The sequence below is a fragment of the Bacillus chungangensis genome (assembly GCF_030812995.1).
GTDB lineage: Bacteria > Bacillota > Bacilli > Bacillales > Bacillaceae_C > Bacillus_CF > Bacillus_CF chungangensis.
Window position 1 is genome coordinate 14,225 of the sequence record NZ_JAUSTT010000039.1, and the last position, 16,198, is coordinate 30,422.

A 16,198-nucleotide genomic window follows, 5' to 3' on the forward strand; every position below is an offset into this window, starting at 1 on the left:
AAGCAATACTTTTTTTCATGGACAAAAGTTTCCAATGTTTCATGCAGAATATTGTCCTGTTCAAGTACAGGACCTCTTTCACCTACTGTTTCAGAATGTAAAGATGCTGGTACATCCCCTTGCCACTTTGAAAGGTTACGTCCTTTAAATTGCTCATCTTCCTTAACATTCCGAATATATGGGTTCTGATGAGATCTTTCATTATGTCTCATTTTTGATTATTCTCCCTCTTTCTTTGAATTCATCTTATTTCAGATCGTTTTGTACATAAGGTTTGGGGAGTCATTTCACTTTTGATTCTAGTAAATATCATAGATTTTTAGTCTTTAAATTTTTGTTATTGCATGTTTTGTTTTGATTTGGAAAGTTCTTGGATATATTTTTTTAAGTGGAATTGACTTATTTGGGGAGGATCTGATCAAATTGAAACCCTTCATTGTTTTCCTTTATAATTACTACCTATGTACAAAAAGAAAGGCACCTTTTCTCTCATTAAAATAAATGTATGTGAGCTTAAATGTTATTATGATTCTATTGTGAATGGCAGTGATAAAATCCTCCATAATGCTTGAAAAATCTACACAATTGCTTAAGAAACAATATGCATAGCCAAATCAATGGATGCTTGGCAAGCTCGTTGTATATTTAGAACGATAGAATCTTGTTTAGTATAATCCTGTAGGTTAGAAGGGTCATTAGCATAAACTTCTTTTATTCGTATTAAACAACGCTCGATAACATTTATTTTATTTAAAATCACATCATTTTTCATAAATAGACCTGCTTTCATCAATTTTTTTTAGTACTACATCGCGTTCTTCATTCAAATTTGCATACATGCTGAGAGCAGTCATTTGATGATTTTTAAGAAAAGTGTCATCCTTTGAATAAATTACTTTTCCGATTGTATAAATTTGTGCTTGAAAAACTGTTGAGGCGAAATCTATATTGACTAAATCAACTTCTAATTTAAGAATGTCTGCTAATTCCTGTGATAACTGAAAAATATCATATGTTGTAAGTGATCGGTCATCGCTGTAAAATGCTATGTCTATGTCGCTATTCTTATGTGTTTTCCCTTTCGCATAGGAACCAAATACAATAACAAATAATGGATTCACTTTTTTTATTAGGAAATCTTTAATTTGTTGAAACATCTCGGTTTCCATTGGACACTCCTCCTAAGATTATCAGTAATCAATCCTATGTATGCAGCATTCCGACAATAAATATTTTGTGTTCCAATTAACCTTCATTGATGTTTATTATCTCTATTCCGCTCAATATCATCATGATATTTTTGGACACATCGCTGTACGTTTATTTCATCCCAAACAGCTGTGATCTCATAGCATCATATATAACTTCTACGCTTTGTATGCTATTGATATTCAGATACTGCCTCACAATTAGCAAGAACTGCAGAAGTATAGTCAATCCGTGTATTCATCATACCATAATTGATTGCTTCTCTGTGTAAACGGATTCTTATATGAGATGTGAAATTTGTGCAAAAAACTCGTTAGCTTCTGTGTAAAAATATATTTTATGAATAATAATGGATACTGACAAAGAGCATCCTTTCACATTTAGTCAGGATACAGAATAAAGAAAGCTTCATAAGAGGAAAATTCTATTCTATTTTCTACTTTAAATAAAGTCACGTAAGTACTAAAAATAGAGGAAATCAGCATTCTGTCTTATGATTGAGAGAGAAAGGAGGTGAAGAAATGTTCAAGCTTGAAAACGTTCATTACAGATCGATTTTACAGATTCATCATATGGTATTTGAGTCTGATCGAGTAACGTGTATTGTTGGAGAAAGTGGGGCAGGTAAATCAACCTTGCTAAAACTTTTAAATAAAATGGCGATACCAGATAGCGGCGATATTTACTTTAAGGGAGAGCTTCTTTGCAATAGAGATCCAATCAAACATAGAAGAGAAGTGGTAATGCTGCCGCAAACGCCTCTTATATTTCCAGGAACAATCGCAGAGAATCTACAACTGGGAAGATTATTCTCGGAAAAAGAAGCGGCAGCGCAAGACGAATTGAAGCGAGTGCTTGATATTGTGTGCTTATCGAAAAGTGTAGATGAGGATGCTGAAGACTTGTCAGGTGGAGAGAAACAACGGCTTGCACTTGCAAGGGTGTTATTAATGAACCCTGCTGTTTACCTTTTGGATGAACCATCATCAGCACTGGACGAACAAACGGAAAAAACAGTTATCAAACAATTTATCAATGAAGTACGAAGACAAGGGGGCACGATCATTATGGTAACGCACTCTAACAATCTAGCAAACCAATATGGCGAACATGTGATTACCATTAAGAAAAAGAAGGTGTAATAATTTGGAAAGTGGCGTAATAGAGATAGGAATATGGCGGCTGCTTGCAGCCTATTTGTTTGTATTATTATTAATTGTTATTGTGAAATGGAGAGGGATATCGCGAGAAAAACAGATTGTACTTGCAACGTTGAGAATGACCATTCAATTGGTGCTTGCAGGTTATATTCTCACATTTGTCTTTCAAAATCCAAATCCATTTTTAATTGTTCTCATTGTTTTAGTAATGGAGGCTTTTGCCGTTTATAACGTATTTAAACAAATCAAAGAACCTATTTCAAATAAGCTGAAGTATGTAATTGCGATTTCTTTATGTGTTGGAACGCTTGCAAGTCTTCTTTATTTTAACTATATGGTTATTCATTTTAAGCCATGGTACGAGCCGCGCTATTTTATTCCCATCGCTGGTATGATTATTGGAAATTCGATGACAGCGATAACGTTAGGAGTAAAGACTTTATTAGAAGGTCTATCGAGTAATAAGGAAAAGGTAGAAGGAGCGCTAATGCTTGGTGCTTCTCCAAAAGCAGCAGTCAAACGGTATGTGGATAACGCTTTTGATGCAGCTATTTTACCGACGATTAATAATATGATTGGGATGGGTATCGTTTTTTTACCTGGAATGATGACAGGGCAAATGCTCGCTGGCATTAGTCCTATTCTTGCAATTAAATACCAAATAGCAGTCTTGTTAGGCATTCTAGGTGGAGTATCATTGACAGCGGTTTTGTTTATCCATTACGGTTATCGAAGCTTTTTCAATAAACATGCGCAATTAATAATGAAATGAGTGAAAGGTATTAATCGATTCCTTTTCGTTGTTCCTCTCTTGCAATTTAATTTAAAACGATTATCATTATCATTGTATAAATGAGATGAAATGAGGGAGAGAGAAACCTTGAAAAAAACAGTAAAGGAATATATTCAATCAATTTATCCACAGGATGAAATGTTGGATAAAGTAAAAGCTGGCATTATTAAAAAAGGGATGCCGAACATTTCAATTAGTCCGGGCTTTGGCAGACTGCTCTCAATGCTTGTAAAGCTTTCTGGAGCAAAGCAGGTACTGGAAATTGGCGCACTTGGTGGTTATAGCGGCATTTGTCTGGCTCGTGAATTGGGGAAAGATGGAAATATTATATCTTTAGAATTAAAACAGGAATATGCCGATGTTGCGAAAAAGCATCTTGCTGAAGCAGGTTTAGGGGATTTGGTAGAATATCGAATTGGGGATGCCAAAGATAGTCTTGTGCAGCTGGAGAAGGAAGAAAGAAAATTTGATTTTTTCTTTATAGATGCTGATAAAGAAAATTATCCACTTTATTTGGAATGGGCGCTTAAACTTGGCAACCCTGGCGCCATTATTGCAGCGGACAATACGTTAATGCGCGGCAGAACGTATGATGAAAGCATCGATAGTCCTGCTGTACAAGCAGTGCGCAGATTTAATGAGCAGCTTGCGCAGGACGACCGGTTGCAAAGTACTTTATTGCCGGCATTTGATGGCATTTCATTGGCAATGATCAAGTAAGTTATGAGAAATGAAGAAAGCAAAAACATAAATACGCTGCTTTTGCTTTCCTTTCTATCAATATGAACCATACTTGGAAGTTTAAATAAAGCTAGTTGCTATAAAACAGAGCAAAATAGAAATCGTTATGTTTATGATGATGATAAATGGGCATGAAGCAACATCAGGGTCTATTTTTAAGCGATGAATGATAAAAGGAATTATGCTGCCGGTTACGGAACAAATGGAAATATTAACGAGCATGGAAATGCCTAAAACTGCTGCCTTTGTCACATTATTCATAAAATAATATCCTAAGGCTGCTGCAAACATTCCACAAGCAATCCCTACCAAAAAAGCTGTCACTGTTTCTCGTTTGTATATTGCAATGAATGTTTTTCTATTCAATTCATTTTGAGACAATCTCCGCAATACAACAGATTGTGACTGAACCCCCGTATTTATCGCTATTATCGCCATTAATGGTATGAAAATAGCAAGATCAAATGTTTCCGGAACGGAAGCTGCGATCCATTTTGCTGTGAAGCCACTTAAAAAAAGCAGGAGAATAAACCACGGCAAGCGCAATTTAGCTGCTTTAAGAGCATTGGCCTCCGAATCAAGTATTCCATCCGAACCTGCAAGCTCTCTTCGATCTTGAGTGGCTTCTTGCTGCATAACATCTAAAACATCATCTACGGTAATGATGCCAATCATTTCATCATCATGATTTACGACTGGTACTGCCAGCAGATCATACTCTTCAATAATGGCGACTGCTTTTTCCTGTTCCATATCTGTGGTTGCCGTAATCAGATGTTCCTTCATTATGTGTAAAAGGGCATCTTGAGGATGGCTTACAATTAATTCACGTAATGATACAACGCCAATTAAGTGTTTTTTCTCATTTACGATATAAATATAATAAATGGTTTCTGCTAGTTTACTTTCGTGACGAAGCCGCAATAAGACCTGCTCCGCTGTTTCTGATGCTTTTGCTGTCACATATTCTGTCGTCATTAGCGAGCCAATCGTTTCTTTTTCATACATCATAAATGTTTTTATTTTTTGTGCTGTTTTTTCATCCATTAAACTCAAATAGCGAGCAGTCAAATCTTTGCGACTTTCTTTGAAAAAATCAACGGCATCATCAGTGCGTAATTCTCTCATCATTGCAAGCGCATATTGCTCTTCTAACTCTTCCATTATTTTGTTCTGTTCTTGAAGCGCTAAATGTGAAAAAATAACAGCTAGCTCTTTAGGATCGATGAAATGATAGAAGCATTGACGTTTTTCTTTATCTAATAATCGAAAAAAATCTGCTTGATTTGTTGGATGAAGCTGAAAAAAGTCCACTCTAAAATGCGCTTTCTGCTTCTTTTTTAAATACATCAATAAATAATACGTATATTCCTCCCAGTTTTTAATGGTAAGCATTTTGCGACCTCCTCATTCTTCACAATCACGCCTGTTTTTTATTACTGACAATGTCTTCGTTACAATTGCTCGACATTTACTTGCAGTACATGATCAATTTTTTTAATGAGATAGTATATTTCTGTCGTATATTGCTTCTCAGGAGCTGATAAAAGCAGATCAATTTGTTGCGTGTTGTTTGCCAAGTCGCTTAGTTTCATTCGTTTAATTTTCAATACACCTTGTTTGTTTGAAGTTTTTATATCTTTTCTTTCGATAGATTTTAACAGGTCTGTCATTTTACAATTTGGTTCCACAATAATCGTAACGGACACATCTCGTTGCCGTAATTTTTGAGGACCAATTTTAATAATAAAATGCGGCAAGACGTTAACAGCCAGAATGAATAAAATAACGGCATAGAATGCCTCCATGTAGAGTCCAACGCCTACAGCAATGCCAAGTCCAGAAGCAGACCAAATTAAGGCAGCACTAGTTAAGCCAGAAATCACATCATTGCTTTTTCTTAAAATGACGCCAGCGCCAAGAAACCCCACCCCAGATACAATTTGCGCAGTTAGGCGCATTGGGTCCATATTTCGAAAGGTGGGAGTTGCAAATCTGTGAAAAGATTCCATTGATACAATCGTTACTAAACAACTGGCTACGGAAATGATCATACACGTTTTTAAACCAAGTGGTTTATGCTTGAGTTGACGGTCAATGCCGATTAGCAACCCAATAAACAGGGAGAGAGTAAGCTTAAATAATAATTCCAAGTTTAGCATGATAACAACCCCTCATTTCATAGAGGCTACATGTAGGGAAGGAAAGAGAAGTATCGAACGGAGTGATGTAAATATTAGTAAATAACGTATTAAATATTCCTTATGTCTTGCTCTGTTTTACTGAATTTCCCATCATGAGCCTTTTTAAATTTTTAAACAGTTGCACAGGACTACTATCCATGACCTTCACCTTCCTTTTTTGCTAATCTAAATAACAACAAGAAAACCGCCTCAACGAGTGAAGGCGGATTTTTTATCCAACGAAAAATAAAAGTACGATTGATATGCCATACTATCATTCTTCCTTCATTCGTTGAGTTTTAGCACTGTATGGCATAGGAGTCTTCTTCCAGCTGCATTAAAAATCACCTTAAGTCGATGATTTCTGTTGACCCATTGGCGTCTCTCGACATTTTTGGGCAGCAGCATTTCTCCATACAGGAGCCTCACCTAACGAAGCATTATTTGTAATATTGATTATCTTATTAAAGATCGACAGGATTGTCAACTTTGTTTTTAGCCCACTTCCAACTGCATGCTAAGGACTTTTTCAAGAGTGATAGGATCAAAAAACGCTCCGTGGGGAGGGATAACAGAAAGTCAAATGTTCCTTTGATTGGACTTACAGGACAGAAGTCACTCACAGCGACTTTTATTAAATTTTATTTAGTTTAGGGTTTCACTATATCTCATTGTTTCCTCACATTTTTGTCTTGTATACATAAGATAAAGTGAAAAGAGGAGGAACGCTAATGTATGTATATGATCAAGCCCGCCAACAGGATCTTCTGCTAATAGACGAGATTGCAAGGGCGATAAATGGAGAATATAGTGCAATTGCTTGTTATAAATACTTGGCGAAGATCGCCCCATCGAAGAAAGACCGGCGTATAATAAAGGAGATCCGCAACGATGAAATGAAGCATTTTGAAACATTTTCTAGAATTTATACGTGGCTGACAAACAAGCAGCCATCTCCAAAAATAATCGAGGAATGTCCCAAAAAATATCTCGATGGTCTTCAATTTGCCATTGAAGATGAACAAAAAACAGTAGATTTTTATTTAGATATTGCAGATAAAGCACAAAATCTATATATAAAAGAGCAATTTCGCCGAGCGGCAGCTGATGAGCAAAACCATGCAGTTTGGTTTTTGTATTTATATGTTCAAAGAAAAATGTCTATGTAGTCACCATATGTGTAAGGGGAACTAAAGTATTGCCTTCATTCTATAAAGTTAACGTAGCTTCACAATGAAAAAAGGACAACTTCACCGCCTCGTGAAGTTTGTCCATTAGAAATGCTTTCTATCACAACAGATCACATACAAATGTACATAGACGACCTGTTTTTATTTTGCAGTCAATAGCGATGCAGCATCTTTATCAGCAATGACGGTAATAAAAGGATGCAGCATTAACAAACTAGAAGGAACATGTTCATCAACAGGTCCTTCAATAACCTGTTTTAAAATCTCTGCTTTATGCGTACCGGATACGATCATCAAAATATTTTTCGCACGCATAACACTTTTCGGCCCCATTGTAACGTAAAAATCGGGAACTTTATCTACTTGATAACCAACCTCATCTAGGATAATATCATACATGTCAGGTCTAACAGAAATCGGAACGGCACTAGTTAAATCTCCGAATTTAGTAGTTCCCGGCAAGTTGCCGCAAAAATGGCCATCTTTTCCTAGACCTAGCATAATGAGATCTAATCCCCCCATCTTCTCTATATACTCATCGTGTTCTTTATAATTTTTTTCATCCAATACATGAATTTGTTTTGCTGGAATATTTGCTGGGTGAAAAAACATTCGATTAAGATTGCTCATCGTAACACCATAACTATCCGTTCCTTTATACGGGACTTCATCAAAGTTAAAATAATTAATGTTAGCGAATTGCCCATGATCCTTTACATAAGGAACTAAGATTTCATATAATCTTTCTGGTGTTGTTCCTGCTGTAATGGCAAGATTGGTAGGATATTCTTTCATCATATAACTCATTAATAATTGTACTGCTAATTCGCTCATTTCTTGGTAATCTTTTGTAATGATTAGTTTCATCATTGAACACTCACTTTCTATTTTATTATTTTTAATATTTGTTCCCCCGTAGCAATGGTGCCAGTATCTATGATTACTTCGACATCTTGGTATTCATTTGTATTTGTAATTAGAATAGGAGTTATTGTTGCATAGCCAAATTGCTCAATTCTATTAAACTCAACAGTTGCTAACAAATCCGCTTTTTTAACTGTATCACCTTCATTAACATGAACATCAAAGAAATTCCCTTCTAAGTTCACCGTATTTATCCCAATGTGTATAAGAATTTCTACGCCATCTTCTGACTCTATACCAATCGCATGCTTTGTAGAAAAAACTGCTTTTATTTTGCCATTTACAGGTGAATATATTTGCTTATCTATTGGTTTAATAGCGACTCCATTCCCCATCACTCCTGAGGAAAATGTCGCATCAGGCACGTCTTTTAAAGACACTATTTCACCATTCATTGGTGCAGCAATAACAGTTTTTTCTCTTTCAACAGCAGGTTTGATAATTACTGAATCATCTTGACCATCTGTACTTGGTTCTGATGATTCTTCTTTAAATCCAATCATATAAGTTAAAACAGCCGAAGTAATAAACGCTCCAATTGTTCCAATTACCATATATTTAAATGCTGGTCCAAAATAAACGGGCATTGTTAAAACGGAAGTCATCGCAAAGGCATAGCATTTACCCCCGAAGTGTGCTACAAATGCGCCCCAAAAACCACCGCTAATGATCGCAGCAATTAATGGCCGTTTATACCTTACTAAACACCCGTATAATGCAGGTTCTGTTACCCCTAATAAACCAGAAATAGTTGCCGATAATGCTACAGGTTTCATTTTTTTATTCTTTACTTTTAAAAATACCCCAAATGCGGCTCCTGTTTGAGACATTGTACTCATAAAATGAACAGGATCGATCACATCATAGTTATATTTTTTAAAGTTTTCTATCATGATTGGAAAGAAACTAAAATGCATTCCGGTCATTACGATGATAGGTCTTAATGCACCTAAAACCAAACCTGCGAGCAGAGGCGAAAATGTAAATGCCCAGATGGCAAATGCAGCTAATCCACTTCCTAAATGAGAGCCTATCGGCCCTAATACAATTAATTGAATTGGAACCATGATAAGTAATGTTAATGTTGGAACCAAAATAATCTTCAGTAGATTGGGAATTATTTTCTCAATCCACTTATGAACATAACTTAGAATCCATACACCTAATAGAATCGGGACGACTGAAGAACTGTAATTAACGATCGGTACACCAATTCCAAAGAAATTTAATGGATCTGTCATACCTTCTTTTGCTGCCTCTAAAATCGTTGGATATAACATTGCAGCAGCAAGTGCCATTGCTAGAAATTCATTCGTATTAAATTTTTTCGCCGCACTGGCAGCAAGTAGGAAAGGCAAGAAATAGAAAATACAGTCAGCTATTAAGGAAAAAATAATATATACATCACTTCCTTCGCTAATAGCGCCCATCATGACAAATAAAGGCAAGAAGCCTTTTATCATACCTCCACCAATGATAACAGCGATAACAGGAGCAAATACCCCCGAGATAACATCAAAAATATGACTAATTGGATTTTGTTTCTTTTTACTGTGATTTTCGGTTGATTTGGCATCATTACCGATCATTTTTGTAACTTCTTTAAATACTTTTCCAACATTTTCTCCAATAATCACTTGGTAATGGCCATTTTGAAATCGAGCGCCCAATACTCCTTCCAATTGTATTAATTTTGATAACTCTACTTTTTTGTCATCTACAACATTAAATCTTAGCCTTGTCACACAATGCCATCTTTTCGTTATGTTCTGTTTACCACCCATTAATGCAATGACTTTTTCTGCTAATTGTTTTGCTTCTTTTTCATTCATTGAAGCCACCTCCTGATAGCGTTTTTTTATAAAATAAAAACCGAATTAGCATTACAGTACAAATACTGCAATAACTAATCCGGTTAATGCCTGAACTTAATCAGTTACACACCATAAATGATTAATTAATTAATTTGTGAATATGAATGGTTAAATAGAATTGTTCTTCTTTAGATATTTTCCAACCTTCTTGTTTTTCCAAGTACTCCACGATTCGCTGTGCGCATTTATATGCATCCGTATATTTTTCTTTCACCATCTCAAAGAGATTATCATCCATTGGAGATGCTTTTTTGCCGCTTATTTGTCTTAAAATAAAATATTTTAAATGTGTGGAAAATCTTGTGAAATGATAGGAAGATTCATCTAACTCTATATGGTAATGATATTTAATCATCGTAAATACACTGCGTGAAATTTCAACAACCTTATATACATCTGCCATTTCATTCGTATCATAACTTGAATTCACAATATGCAGTGCGATGGAAGCTGCTTCATCGTGAGGGAATTCAATGCCAGTTTCTTCTGCTATACGTGCGATGATTTCTAAACCAACTTTATATTCAGTTGGATATAAAGATTTTATCTCGCCAATTAAAGGATTTCTTAAAAAAATATGTTGCTTGCTGCGTTCAATAGCATAATTAATATGGTCAGTCAAAGTTAATAACAGTCTGTCATCAACATGAAAATCAGGTAATTTTTCCTCAGCTATCTTCAAGACTTTTTTCGTTAATAAAATAATATCTGTGGAAAGAGATCGTACAACATTCACTAAATCAGAAACATCTTTACTCGATTCCGCAGTAAATAATTGCAAAATTTTATGAGGGTCTATCGTATCTCCTTTTTTTTTATTGAAGCCAATGCCGAGTCCGATAGCTAATTGCTCAACTCCAACAGAAGTTTTAACTAACACAATATTATTATTATAAGATTTAACAACTTGCACTTGAATTCCCTCCCTCCTACATAAAAAAAACTAAACTTGCCACAAAGAAACTATTGTGGTTCGTTTAGTTTATGCCTGATCGAATCAGTTACACACTTATTTTATATTTTTAATTTATCACTTTTTTTTTTCGCTTGCAAGCGTTTTTTTTATTAATTTTTTTTCCGAGTTAGGATTTTTTTAGCATATTCTCTTAATGTCTATTTTATAGTTGAATATAGGAAAAACACGGTCATTCTAACTAATTATAAACGTAGACTACACGTTAGATGAACGGGCGTACGCTGACCGATGATAAATATGTTTGTGTGATTCTATTAAAGAAAAAAGAATCATGTTAAACTTTAAACAAAGTTAATATTTTTCTTTAGTTAAAATTCTGTCCAAGCATCAAAAACGAAAACATATAGGTGTGATGAAAAATGAAGCAAATACTAGTAGTAGATGATGATAAAGATATTGTTAAATTAATTTCGATTTATTTAAAAAATGAAGGTTTTGATGTGGTTGTGGCTAATAACGGAGAAGATGCTTTAAATATGATTCAACAATCAGATGTAGACCTTGTGATTTTGGATATTATGATGCCTGGAATCGATGGAATAGAAGTTTGCCGCAGGATAAGGGAAAAGCATGTGATTCCGATTATTATGCTAAGTGCTAAAACAGAAGATATGGATAAAATTTATGGATTAATGACAGGCGCCGATGACTACATGATTAAACCATTTAACCCTTTAGAGCTGATAGCAAGAATAAAGTCATTGATACGCCGTTCTTATCAGTATAAATCTGTTGTCAAAAATAAAAACCTGTTAACAATAGGCGACATAGAAATAGATAAAACATCTCATACTGTACTAACAAAGGGTGCGCCTATTTCATTGACAGCAAAAGAATTTGATATTTTGTATTTACTTGCCAGCCACTTAGGAAGGGTGTTTAGTACGGAAGAAATATTTGAACTCATTTGGAAGGAAGCATATGTATATTCGAACAATACCGTTATGGTTCATATTAGCAATTTACGAGAAAAACTTGAAAAAGCACTCGGTTATAAGCTGATCAAAACCGTTTGGGGTGTTGGCTATAAAATTGAAGCTTAATCGATTTTATTTTTAGTGTATGATTCTCCTGACTCGTATTCTTAAGATGATGTAATATGCATGGAGGAATAAATTGTTTCTGTTAATGAGATTCCTTCATATAATACATGAATGTATACAGCACATGCATCTTTGCGCTTACATATTTATCGAAATTTGATCACATCTCCAACGTTTTTCCCATTTCTCTGGTGATATAATGAGAATTGTAATAGATATTCATACTTGAAAAAGGAGAGTGTCAAAATGAAAGCAGCTCGTTGGCATGGTGCAAAAGACATCAGAGTAGAGGAGATTGCTGAACCAGTAATAAAATCAGGAATGGTAAAAATAAAAGTAGAATGGTGCGGCATTTGCGGCAGCGATCTACATGAATATTTAGCCGGTCCAATTCTTATTCCAGATAAGGAACCTCATTATATCAGTAAGGAAACAGCTCCACTTGTCATGGGTCATGAATTCTCTGGACAAGTTATTGAAATAGGAGATGGCGTCACACGAGTACAGGTTGGCGATCGTGTAGCTGTTGAACCGATTTTGTCCTGTGGAGAATGTGATGCTTGCCGCTTAGGGCGCTATAATCTTTGCGATCATTTAGGTTTTCACGGTCTAGCTGGCGGCGGAGGCGGTTTCTCAGAAGTAACAATGGTGAAAGAACATATGGTCCACAAGCTGCCTGATGGCATGAGCTATGAACAAGGTGCTCTTGTAGAACCAGCAGCAGTTGCCCTTCATTCAGTTCGCCAAAGTCGTATGAAAGCAGGCGACAAAATCGCCGTATTCGGTGCTGGTCCAATCGGGTTACTGACAATTCAAGCAGCAAAAGCAGCTGGAGCAAGTGAAATATATGTGATTGAATTATCGGAAGAGCGGAAAGCATTTGCTGAAAAAGTCGGAGCGACAACAGTACTTGATCCTAGTAAGGTAGATGTCGTTAGTGAAATAAGACGCCTTACTAACGGTGGAGTCGACGTAGCGTTTGAGGTAACAGGTGTACCTGTTGTTTTACAACAAGCTATTGACAGTACAACATTCGACGGGGAGACAGTAATCGTAAGTATTTGGGAAACAGAGGCAAGTATTCAACCGAATAATCTTGTATTGAAAGAGCGCAACCTCACTGGTATTATCGCTTACAGAAACATTTATCCAGCAGTGATGAAGCTTATATCACAAGGACAAATGAATGCCGATCTTTTGATCACAAAGAAAATCAGCCTTGGCCAAATTGTAGAAGAGGGCTTTGAAGCACTAGTTAAAGAAAAGAACCAAGTGAAAATTTTAGTCAAACCTTCGTAAGACATCCAGAAAAACATCCATATGAAAGGCCGACGCAGATAAGGTACTTTTCACCTTTTCTGCGGCGCATGATGGTATCTTTTATTCGACCTTACCGTTATCGGCAAAATCCCCTGCATTGCTACACAGTTTATATCTACATATTGTTACATATCCTCAAAAAAGATCATTCATCGCGATTTTTAGATAATAGAATTTAATTCATTTTTAAGATACTTTAGTTTTTGTTTATCAATAGGATGAGCGAATGACTGATGTTTTCGTACTCCAGACCCAAAGTGAAATTCCTTTGCTTCTGTTTCTATGGCAACAGATTTAATGTTGTCTGGTGTCAATCCTGCTCCTGGCATGATGATAGCACAATTGTGTGTATGTGAGAGCTTGACTAAGTGATGCAATTCGGCCGTAGCATTAGCAGCATTATTCTTTCCGCCGGACGTTAGAATTCTCTTAATTTTATCTCCGTACTTACAAAGCGCTTTGTACGCGTCTTGTTGATTTTTTACAGCATCAAAAGCACGGTGGAACGTTATATCCATTCCATCAGCTAAGTCTAGTACAGCTTCTAATAATGGTTCATCAATATTTCCATTTTTGCAGAGGCAGCCAAATACAATGCCATTGGCTCCAAGCATTTTTGTCATTAATATATCCTCTTTTATAGTCTGAAAATCACTTTCATCATAAACAAAATCATAACTGTGTGGCCTAATCATCACTTGTACAGGAATACGTACACTAGCCAGTACTCGTACAATCGTTCCATAACTAGGGGTTAGTCCGCCTTCACTGATTGCTGAGACGAGCTCAAGACGATCGGCGCCGGATTGTTCTGCAGCGATTGCATCCTTTTCATTTTGAACGATCACTTCAACTTTCATTTATCACACCTTCTTTATTGGTAATGAAAATATATGTTAAAAAATATGACGTTATTCTCTTTTACTTTTATTTTGTCTCTTTTCTTGCGTTTTGGCAACTATGAAAGGAGTATAGTTTTGTGACAAAATGTTTATATGCTGGCAAAGGAAATTCATTTTTCCAAACATCTAACGATAATTAGAAGTGAGAAAATTGGAATGATCACTTTTCAAAGGGGCTAAGTTTCACATCCTTTTCCAGATCAAAAACATTTCAAAAGAGATATAGAACCTTCTTTAGATAAAGAGATGGTCCAATCATATTTCATAGACTTTTGGTCAAATACTGTTGCCATAATAAATTTTATAGAATTGCCGTTCATATATGGTAAAATTGATAAAAAGCAATGAAAATAATGATAGAAAAGATAAAACGATCAGCTGTACCTGTAGTAACTTGATTGCTGATTAGAAGTGGAGGAAGTACATGCTAAATGAAAGATGGTTTAAAATTGGAACTGGTATTATCATGGCTTTCATTATTATTTTTCTAGGTACAAAAATCACCTTTATCTTTAAACCGATCGTTGTACTAGTTCAAACTCTTTTCGCTCCAATTTTAATTTCGGGTGTTCTTTTTTATTTACTGCGCCCAATTGTAGATTTATTATCAAAAAAAATCCCTCGCGGAATGTCAATACTGATTCTTTATTTAGGCTTTATCGGATTGATTACGATTGTTGTACTTGCTATTGGTCCAGAACTGCAAAAACAATTTAATTTGTTAATTGAAAACTTCCCGACTTTTGCGAATGAGGTGCAGCGCTGGGCAGAACAAGTTCAGGAACAAGAGTGGTTTGAACGTTTTCTAGAAAATGATTTTATGTCTCTTGAGGATATAACAGCTTATATTTCCACTTATTTAACGCAAATAACAAAAAATATTGGCTCAACTGTGACGAGTACAATTGGCTTTATTGCGAATATCGTGATTGTACTTGTTATTATTCCATTTGTTTTATTTTATATGCTGAAGGATGGAAACCGTGCGCCAGACTTTCTTTTTCGACTATTGCCAAATAAACACCATAAAGAAACGAAAGCAATCATTTCAGATATGAATGAGGCGCTTAGTTCTTATATCCAAGGCCAATTGCTTGTTAGTTTTTGTGTCGGGATTATGGCATATATTGGCTATCTATTGATTGGGCTGGATTATTCACTCGTTCTTGGCTTAATTGCGATGCTGACAAATGTGATTCCATTTGTCGGACCATGGATTGGCACGTTTCCTGCTGTTATCGTCGGTTTGCTTCATTCACCATTTAAAGCTCTCTTGGTGGTGATCATTGTTGTCGTCGTACAGCAAATTGAAAGTAATTTGATATCTCCACAAGTAATGGGAAGAAAGCTTTCTATACATCCATTAACGATCATATTTTTATTGTTGGCTGCAGGTCAATTTGCAGGGATACTTGGACTTTTGCTGGCTGTCCCAACCTATGCACTTGCAAAAGTAGTTGTCAGCCATGTTTATCGAATTATAAAATTAAACGAATAAAAAGGTTGACATATCCATCATCATTGCATATAGTGAAGTATGTTAAAAATAAATAAAGTGCTTCGTTAGGTGAGGCTCCTGTGTGGAGAAATGCTGCTGCCCAAAAATGTCGAGAGACGCCAATGGGTCAACAGAAATCATCGACTTAAGGTGATTTTTAATGTAGCTGGAAGAAGACTCCTATGCCACACAGTGCTAAAACTCAACGAATGGAGAGGTTAAGAGGATAGCTGTCTTTTTTCGGCTTATTTGCTTATGATTGCATGTAACACCTTCATTCTTTGAAGGTGTTTTTTATGTGCGACGGGCAGTCGCACCTTGTGTAGCTTTGCTACACAAATGAATTGTTAAAGGTTGGAATACGTTACCTAGGTAAAAACGATTC

The 16,198-nt window shown here is 35.7% G+C and carries 14 protein-coding genes, 2 pseudogenes and 2 riboswitches; of the genes and pseudogenes, 7 read left to right on the forward strand and 9 right to left on the reverse strand.

Annotated elements, in window-relative coordinates:
• Positions 1-11: 11 nt before the first annotated feature.
• The 3 genes and pseudogenes from J2S08_RS20795 to mntA form a co-directional block, all read right to left on the reverse strand.
• Positions 12-212, reverse strand: a pseudogene (locus J2S08_RS20795) (catalase); the annotation flags it as partial.
• A 380-nt stretch (positions 213-592) separates the two neighbouring features.
• Positions 593-772: pseudogene (gene hepT / locus J2S08_RS20800) on the reverse strand (type VII toxin-antitoxin system HepT family RNase toxin); the annotation flags it as partial.
• A complete protein-coding gene (gene mntA, locus J2S08_RS20805) occupies positions 762-1,169 on the reverse strand; it encodes a type VII toxin-antitoxin system MntA family adenylyltransferase antitoxin (RefSeq protein WP_307232994.1) in 408 nt (135 codons plus the stop codon). The pseudogene hepT and the gene mntA, both read right to left, overlap by 11 nt.
• A gap of 561 nt (positions 1,170-1,730) precedes the next feature.
• Between mntA and J2S08_RS20810 the strand changes: the two genes are divergently transcribed.
• The 3 genes from J2S08_RS20810 (at position 1,731) to J2S08_RS20820 (ending at position 3,882) form a co-directional block, all read left to right on the forward strand.
• The gene (locus J2S08_RS20810; protein WP_307232996.1) at positions 1,731-2,351 is read left to right on the forward strand and encodes an ABC transporter ATP-binding protein; all 621 of its coding nucleotides are present in this window, start codon (positions 1,731-1,733) and stop codon (positions 2,349-2,351) included.
• A gap of 4 nt (positions 2,352-2,355) precedes the next feature.
• Positions 2,356-3,141 carry an ABC transporter permease gene (locus J2S08_RS20815; RefSeq protein WP_307232998.1) on the forward strand — a complete coding sequence of 262 codons (786 nt, stop codon included), beginning with the start codon at positions 2,356-2,358 and terminating at the stop codon, positions 3,139-3,141.
• A 108-nt stretch (positions 3,142-3,249) separates the two neighbouring features.
• Positions 3,250-3,882 carry an O-methyltransferase gene (locus tag J2S08_RS20820; protein WP_370875733.1) on the forward strand — a complete coding sequence of 211 codons (633 nt, stop codon included), beginning with the start codon at positions 3,250-3,252 and terminating at the stop codon, positions 3,880-3,882.
• A gap of 81 nt (positions 3,883-3,963) precedes the next feature.
• Here J2S08_RS20820 and mgtE read toward each other — a convergent pair whose 3' ends face one another.
• Both mgtE and J2S08_RS20830 read right to left on the reverse strand, forming a co-directional pair.
• The gene (gene mgtE, locus J2S08_RS20825) at positions 3,964-5,298 is read right to left on the reverse strand and encodes a magnesium transporter (protein WP_307233002.1); all 1,335 of its coding nucleotides are present in this window, start codon (positions 5,296-5,298) and stop codon (positions 3,964-3,966) included.
• Between the two features lie 59 nt (positions 5,299-5,357).
• Positions 5,358-6,065: an MgtC/SapB family protein gene (locus J2S08_RS20830; protein WP_307233004.1), complete on the reverse strand. Its 708-nt coding sequence runs from the start codon at positions 6,063-6,065 to the stop codon at positions 5,358-5,360.
• Positions 6,066-6,363: 298 nt separating this feature from the next.
• Positions 6,364-6,530, reverse strand: a riboswitch (M-box (ykoK) riboswitch).
• Between the two features lie 287 nt (positions 6,531-6,817).
• On the opposite strand from J2S08_RS20830, the gene J2S08_RS20835 reads away from it, so the two are divergent.
• Complete coding sequence (locus J2S08_RS20835; protein WP_307233006.1) at positions 6,818-7,255, forward strand: ferritin-like domain-containing protein; 438 nt, start codon at positions 6,818-6,820, stop codon at positions 7,253-7,255.
• 162 nt (positions 7,256-7,417) lie between these two features.
• On the opposite strand, the gene J2S08_RS20840 is transcribed toward J2S08_RS20835, so the two are convergent.
• The 3 genes from J2S08_RS20840 to J2S08_RS20850 all read right to left on the reverse strand — a co-directional run bounded on the left by J2S08_RS20840 (position 7,418) and on the right by J2S08_RS20850 (position 10,987).
• On the reverse strand, positions 7,418-8,143 hold the full coding sequence (locus J2S08_RS20840) for a glucosamine-6-phosphate deaminase (RefSeq protein WP_307233023.1): 726 nt from the start codon (positions 8,141-8,143) through the stop codon (positions 7,418-7,420).
• A gap of 17 nt (positions 8,144-8,160) precedes the next feature.
• Positions 8,161-10,032, reverse strand: coding sequence for a beta-glucoside-specific PTS transporter subunit IIABC (locus tag J2S08_RS20845; protein WP_307233008.1), 1,872 nt, complete (start codon positions 10,030-10,032; stop codon positions 8,161-8,163).
• A gap of 121 nt (positions 10,033-10,153) precedes the next feature.
• On the reverse strand, positions 10,154-10,987 hold the full coding sequence (locus J2S08_RS20850; RefSeq protein WP_307233010.1) for a PRD domain-containing protein: 834 nt from the start codon (positions 10,985-10,987) through the stop codon (positions 10,154-10,156).
• 422 nt (positions 10,988-11,409) lie between these two features.
• On the opposite strand from J2S08_RS20850, the gene J2S08_RS20855 reads away from it, so the two are divergent.
• Together J2S08_RS20855 and J2S08_RS20860 are read left to right on the forward strand one after the other, a co-directional pair.
• Entirely contained in the window at positions 11,410-12,093 is a 684-nt protein-coding gene (locus J2S08_RS20855) for a response regulator transcription factor (RefSeq protein WP_307233012.1), read from the forward strand.
• Positions 12,094-12,339: 246 nt separating this feature from the next.
• Entirely contained in the window at positions 12,340-13,392 is a 1,053-nt protein-coding gene (locus tag J2S08_RS20860) for a 2,3-butanediol dehydrogenase (RefSeq protein WP_307233014.1), read from the forward strand.
• A gap of 182 nt (positions 13,393-13,574) precedes the next feature.
• On the opposite strand, the gene J2S08_RS20865 is transcribed toward J2S08_RS20860, so the two are convergent.
• Positions 13,575-14,273, reverse strand: a complete 699-nt coding sequence (locus tag J2S08_RS20865; protein WP_307233016.1) for a copper homeostasis protein CutC — start codon at positions 14,271-14,273, stop codon at positions 13,575-13,577.
• Positions 14,274-14,739: 466 nt separating this feature from the next.
• On the opposite strand from J2S08_RS20865, the gene J2S08_RS20870 reads away from it, so the two are divergent.
• Positions 14,740-15,813, forward strand: coding sequence for an AI-2E family transporter (locus J2S08_RS20870; protein WP_307233018.1), 1,074 nt, complete (start codon positions 14,740-14,742; stop codon positions 15,811-15,813).
• 54 nt (positions 15,814-15,867) lie between these two features.
• A riboswitch (M-box (ykoK) riboswitch) is annotated at positions 15,868-16,034 on the forward strand.
• The last annotated feature ends 164 nt before the right edge of the window (positions 16,035-16,198 follow it).

Excerpts from the sequence above, each read along its gene's own strand:
- mntA (WP_307232994.1), bottom strand. The coding sequence starts at position 1,169 with ATGGAAACCGAGATGTTTCAACAAATTAAAGATTTCCTAATAAAAAAA.
- J2S08_RS20810 (WP_307232996.1), top strand. The coding sequence starts at position 1,731 with ATGTTCAAGCTTGAAAACGTTCATTACAGATCGATTTTACAGATTCAT.
- mgtE (WP_307233002.1), bottom strand. The coding sequence starts at position 5,298 with ATGCTTACCATTAAAAACTGGGAGGAATATACGTATTATTTATTGATG.
- J2S08_RS20830 (WP_307233004.1), bottom strand. The coding sequence starts at position 6,065 with ATGCTAAACTTGGAATTATTATTTAAGCTTACTCTCTCCCTGTTTATT.
- J2S08_RS20835 (WP_307233006.1), top strand. The coding sequence starts at position 6,818 with ATGTATGTATATGATCAAGCCCGCCAACAGGATCTTCTGCTAATAGAC.
- J2S08_RS20840 (WP_307233023.1), bottom strand. The coding sequence starts at position 8,143 with ATGAAACTAATCATTACAAAAGATTACCAAGAAATGAGCGAATTAGCA.
- J2S08_RS20845 (WP_307233008.1), bottom strand. The coding sequence starts at position 10,032 with ATGAATGAAAAAGAAGCAAAACAATTAGCAGAAAAAGTCATTGCATTA.
- J2S08_RS20855 (WP_307233012.1), top strand. The coding sequence starts at position 11,410 with ATGAAGCAAATACTAGTAGTAGATGATGATAAAGATATTGTTAAATTA.
- J2S08_RS20860 (WP_307233014.1), top strand. The coding sequence starts at position 12,340 with ATGAAAGCAGCTCGTTGGCATGGTGCAAAAGACATCAGAGTAGAGGAG.
- J2S08_RS20865 (WP_307233016.1), bottom strand. The coding sequence starts at position 14,273 with ATGAAAGTTGAAGTGATCGTTCAAAATGAAAAGGATGCAATCGCTGCA.
- J2S08_RS20870 (WP_307233018.1), top strand. The coding sequence starts at position 14,740 with ATGCTAAATGAAAGATGGTTTAAAATTGGAACTGGTATTATCATGGCT.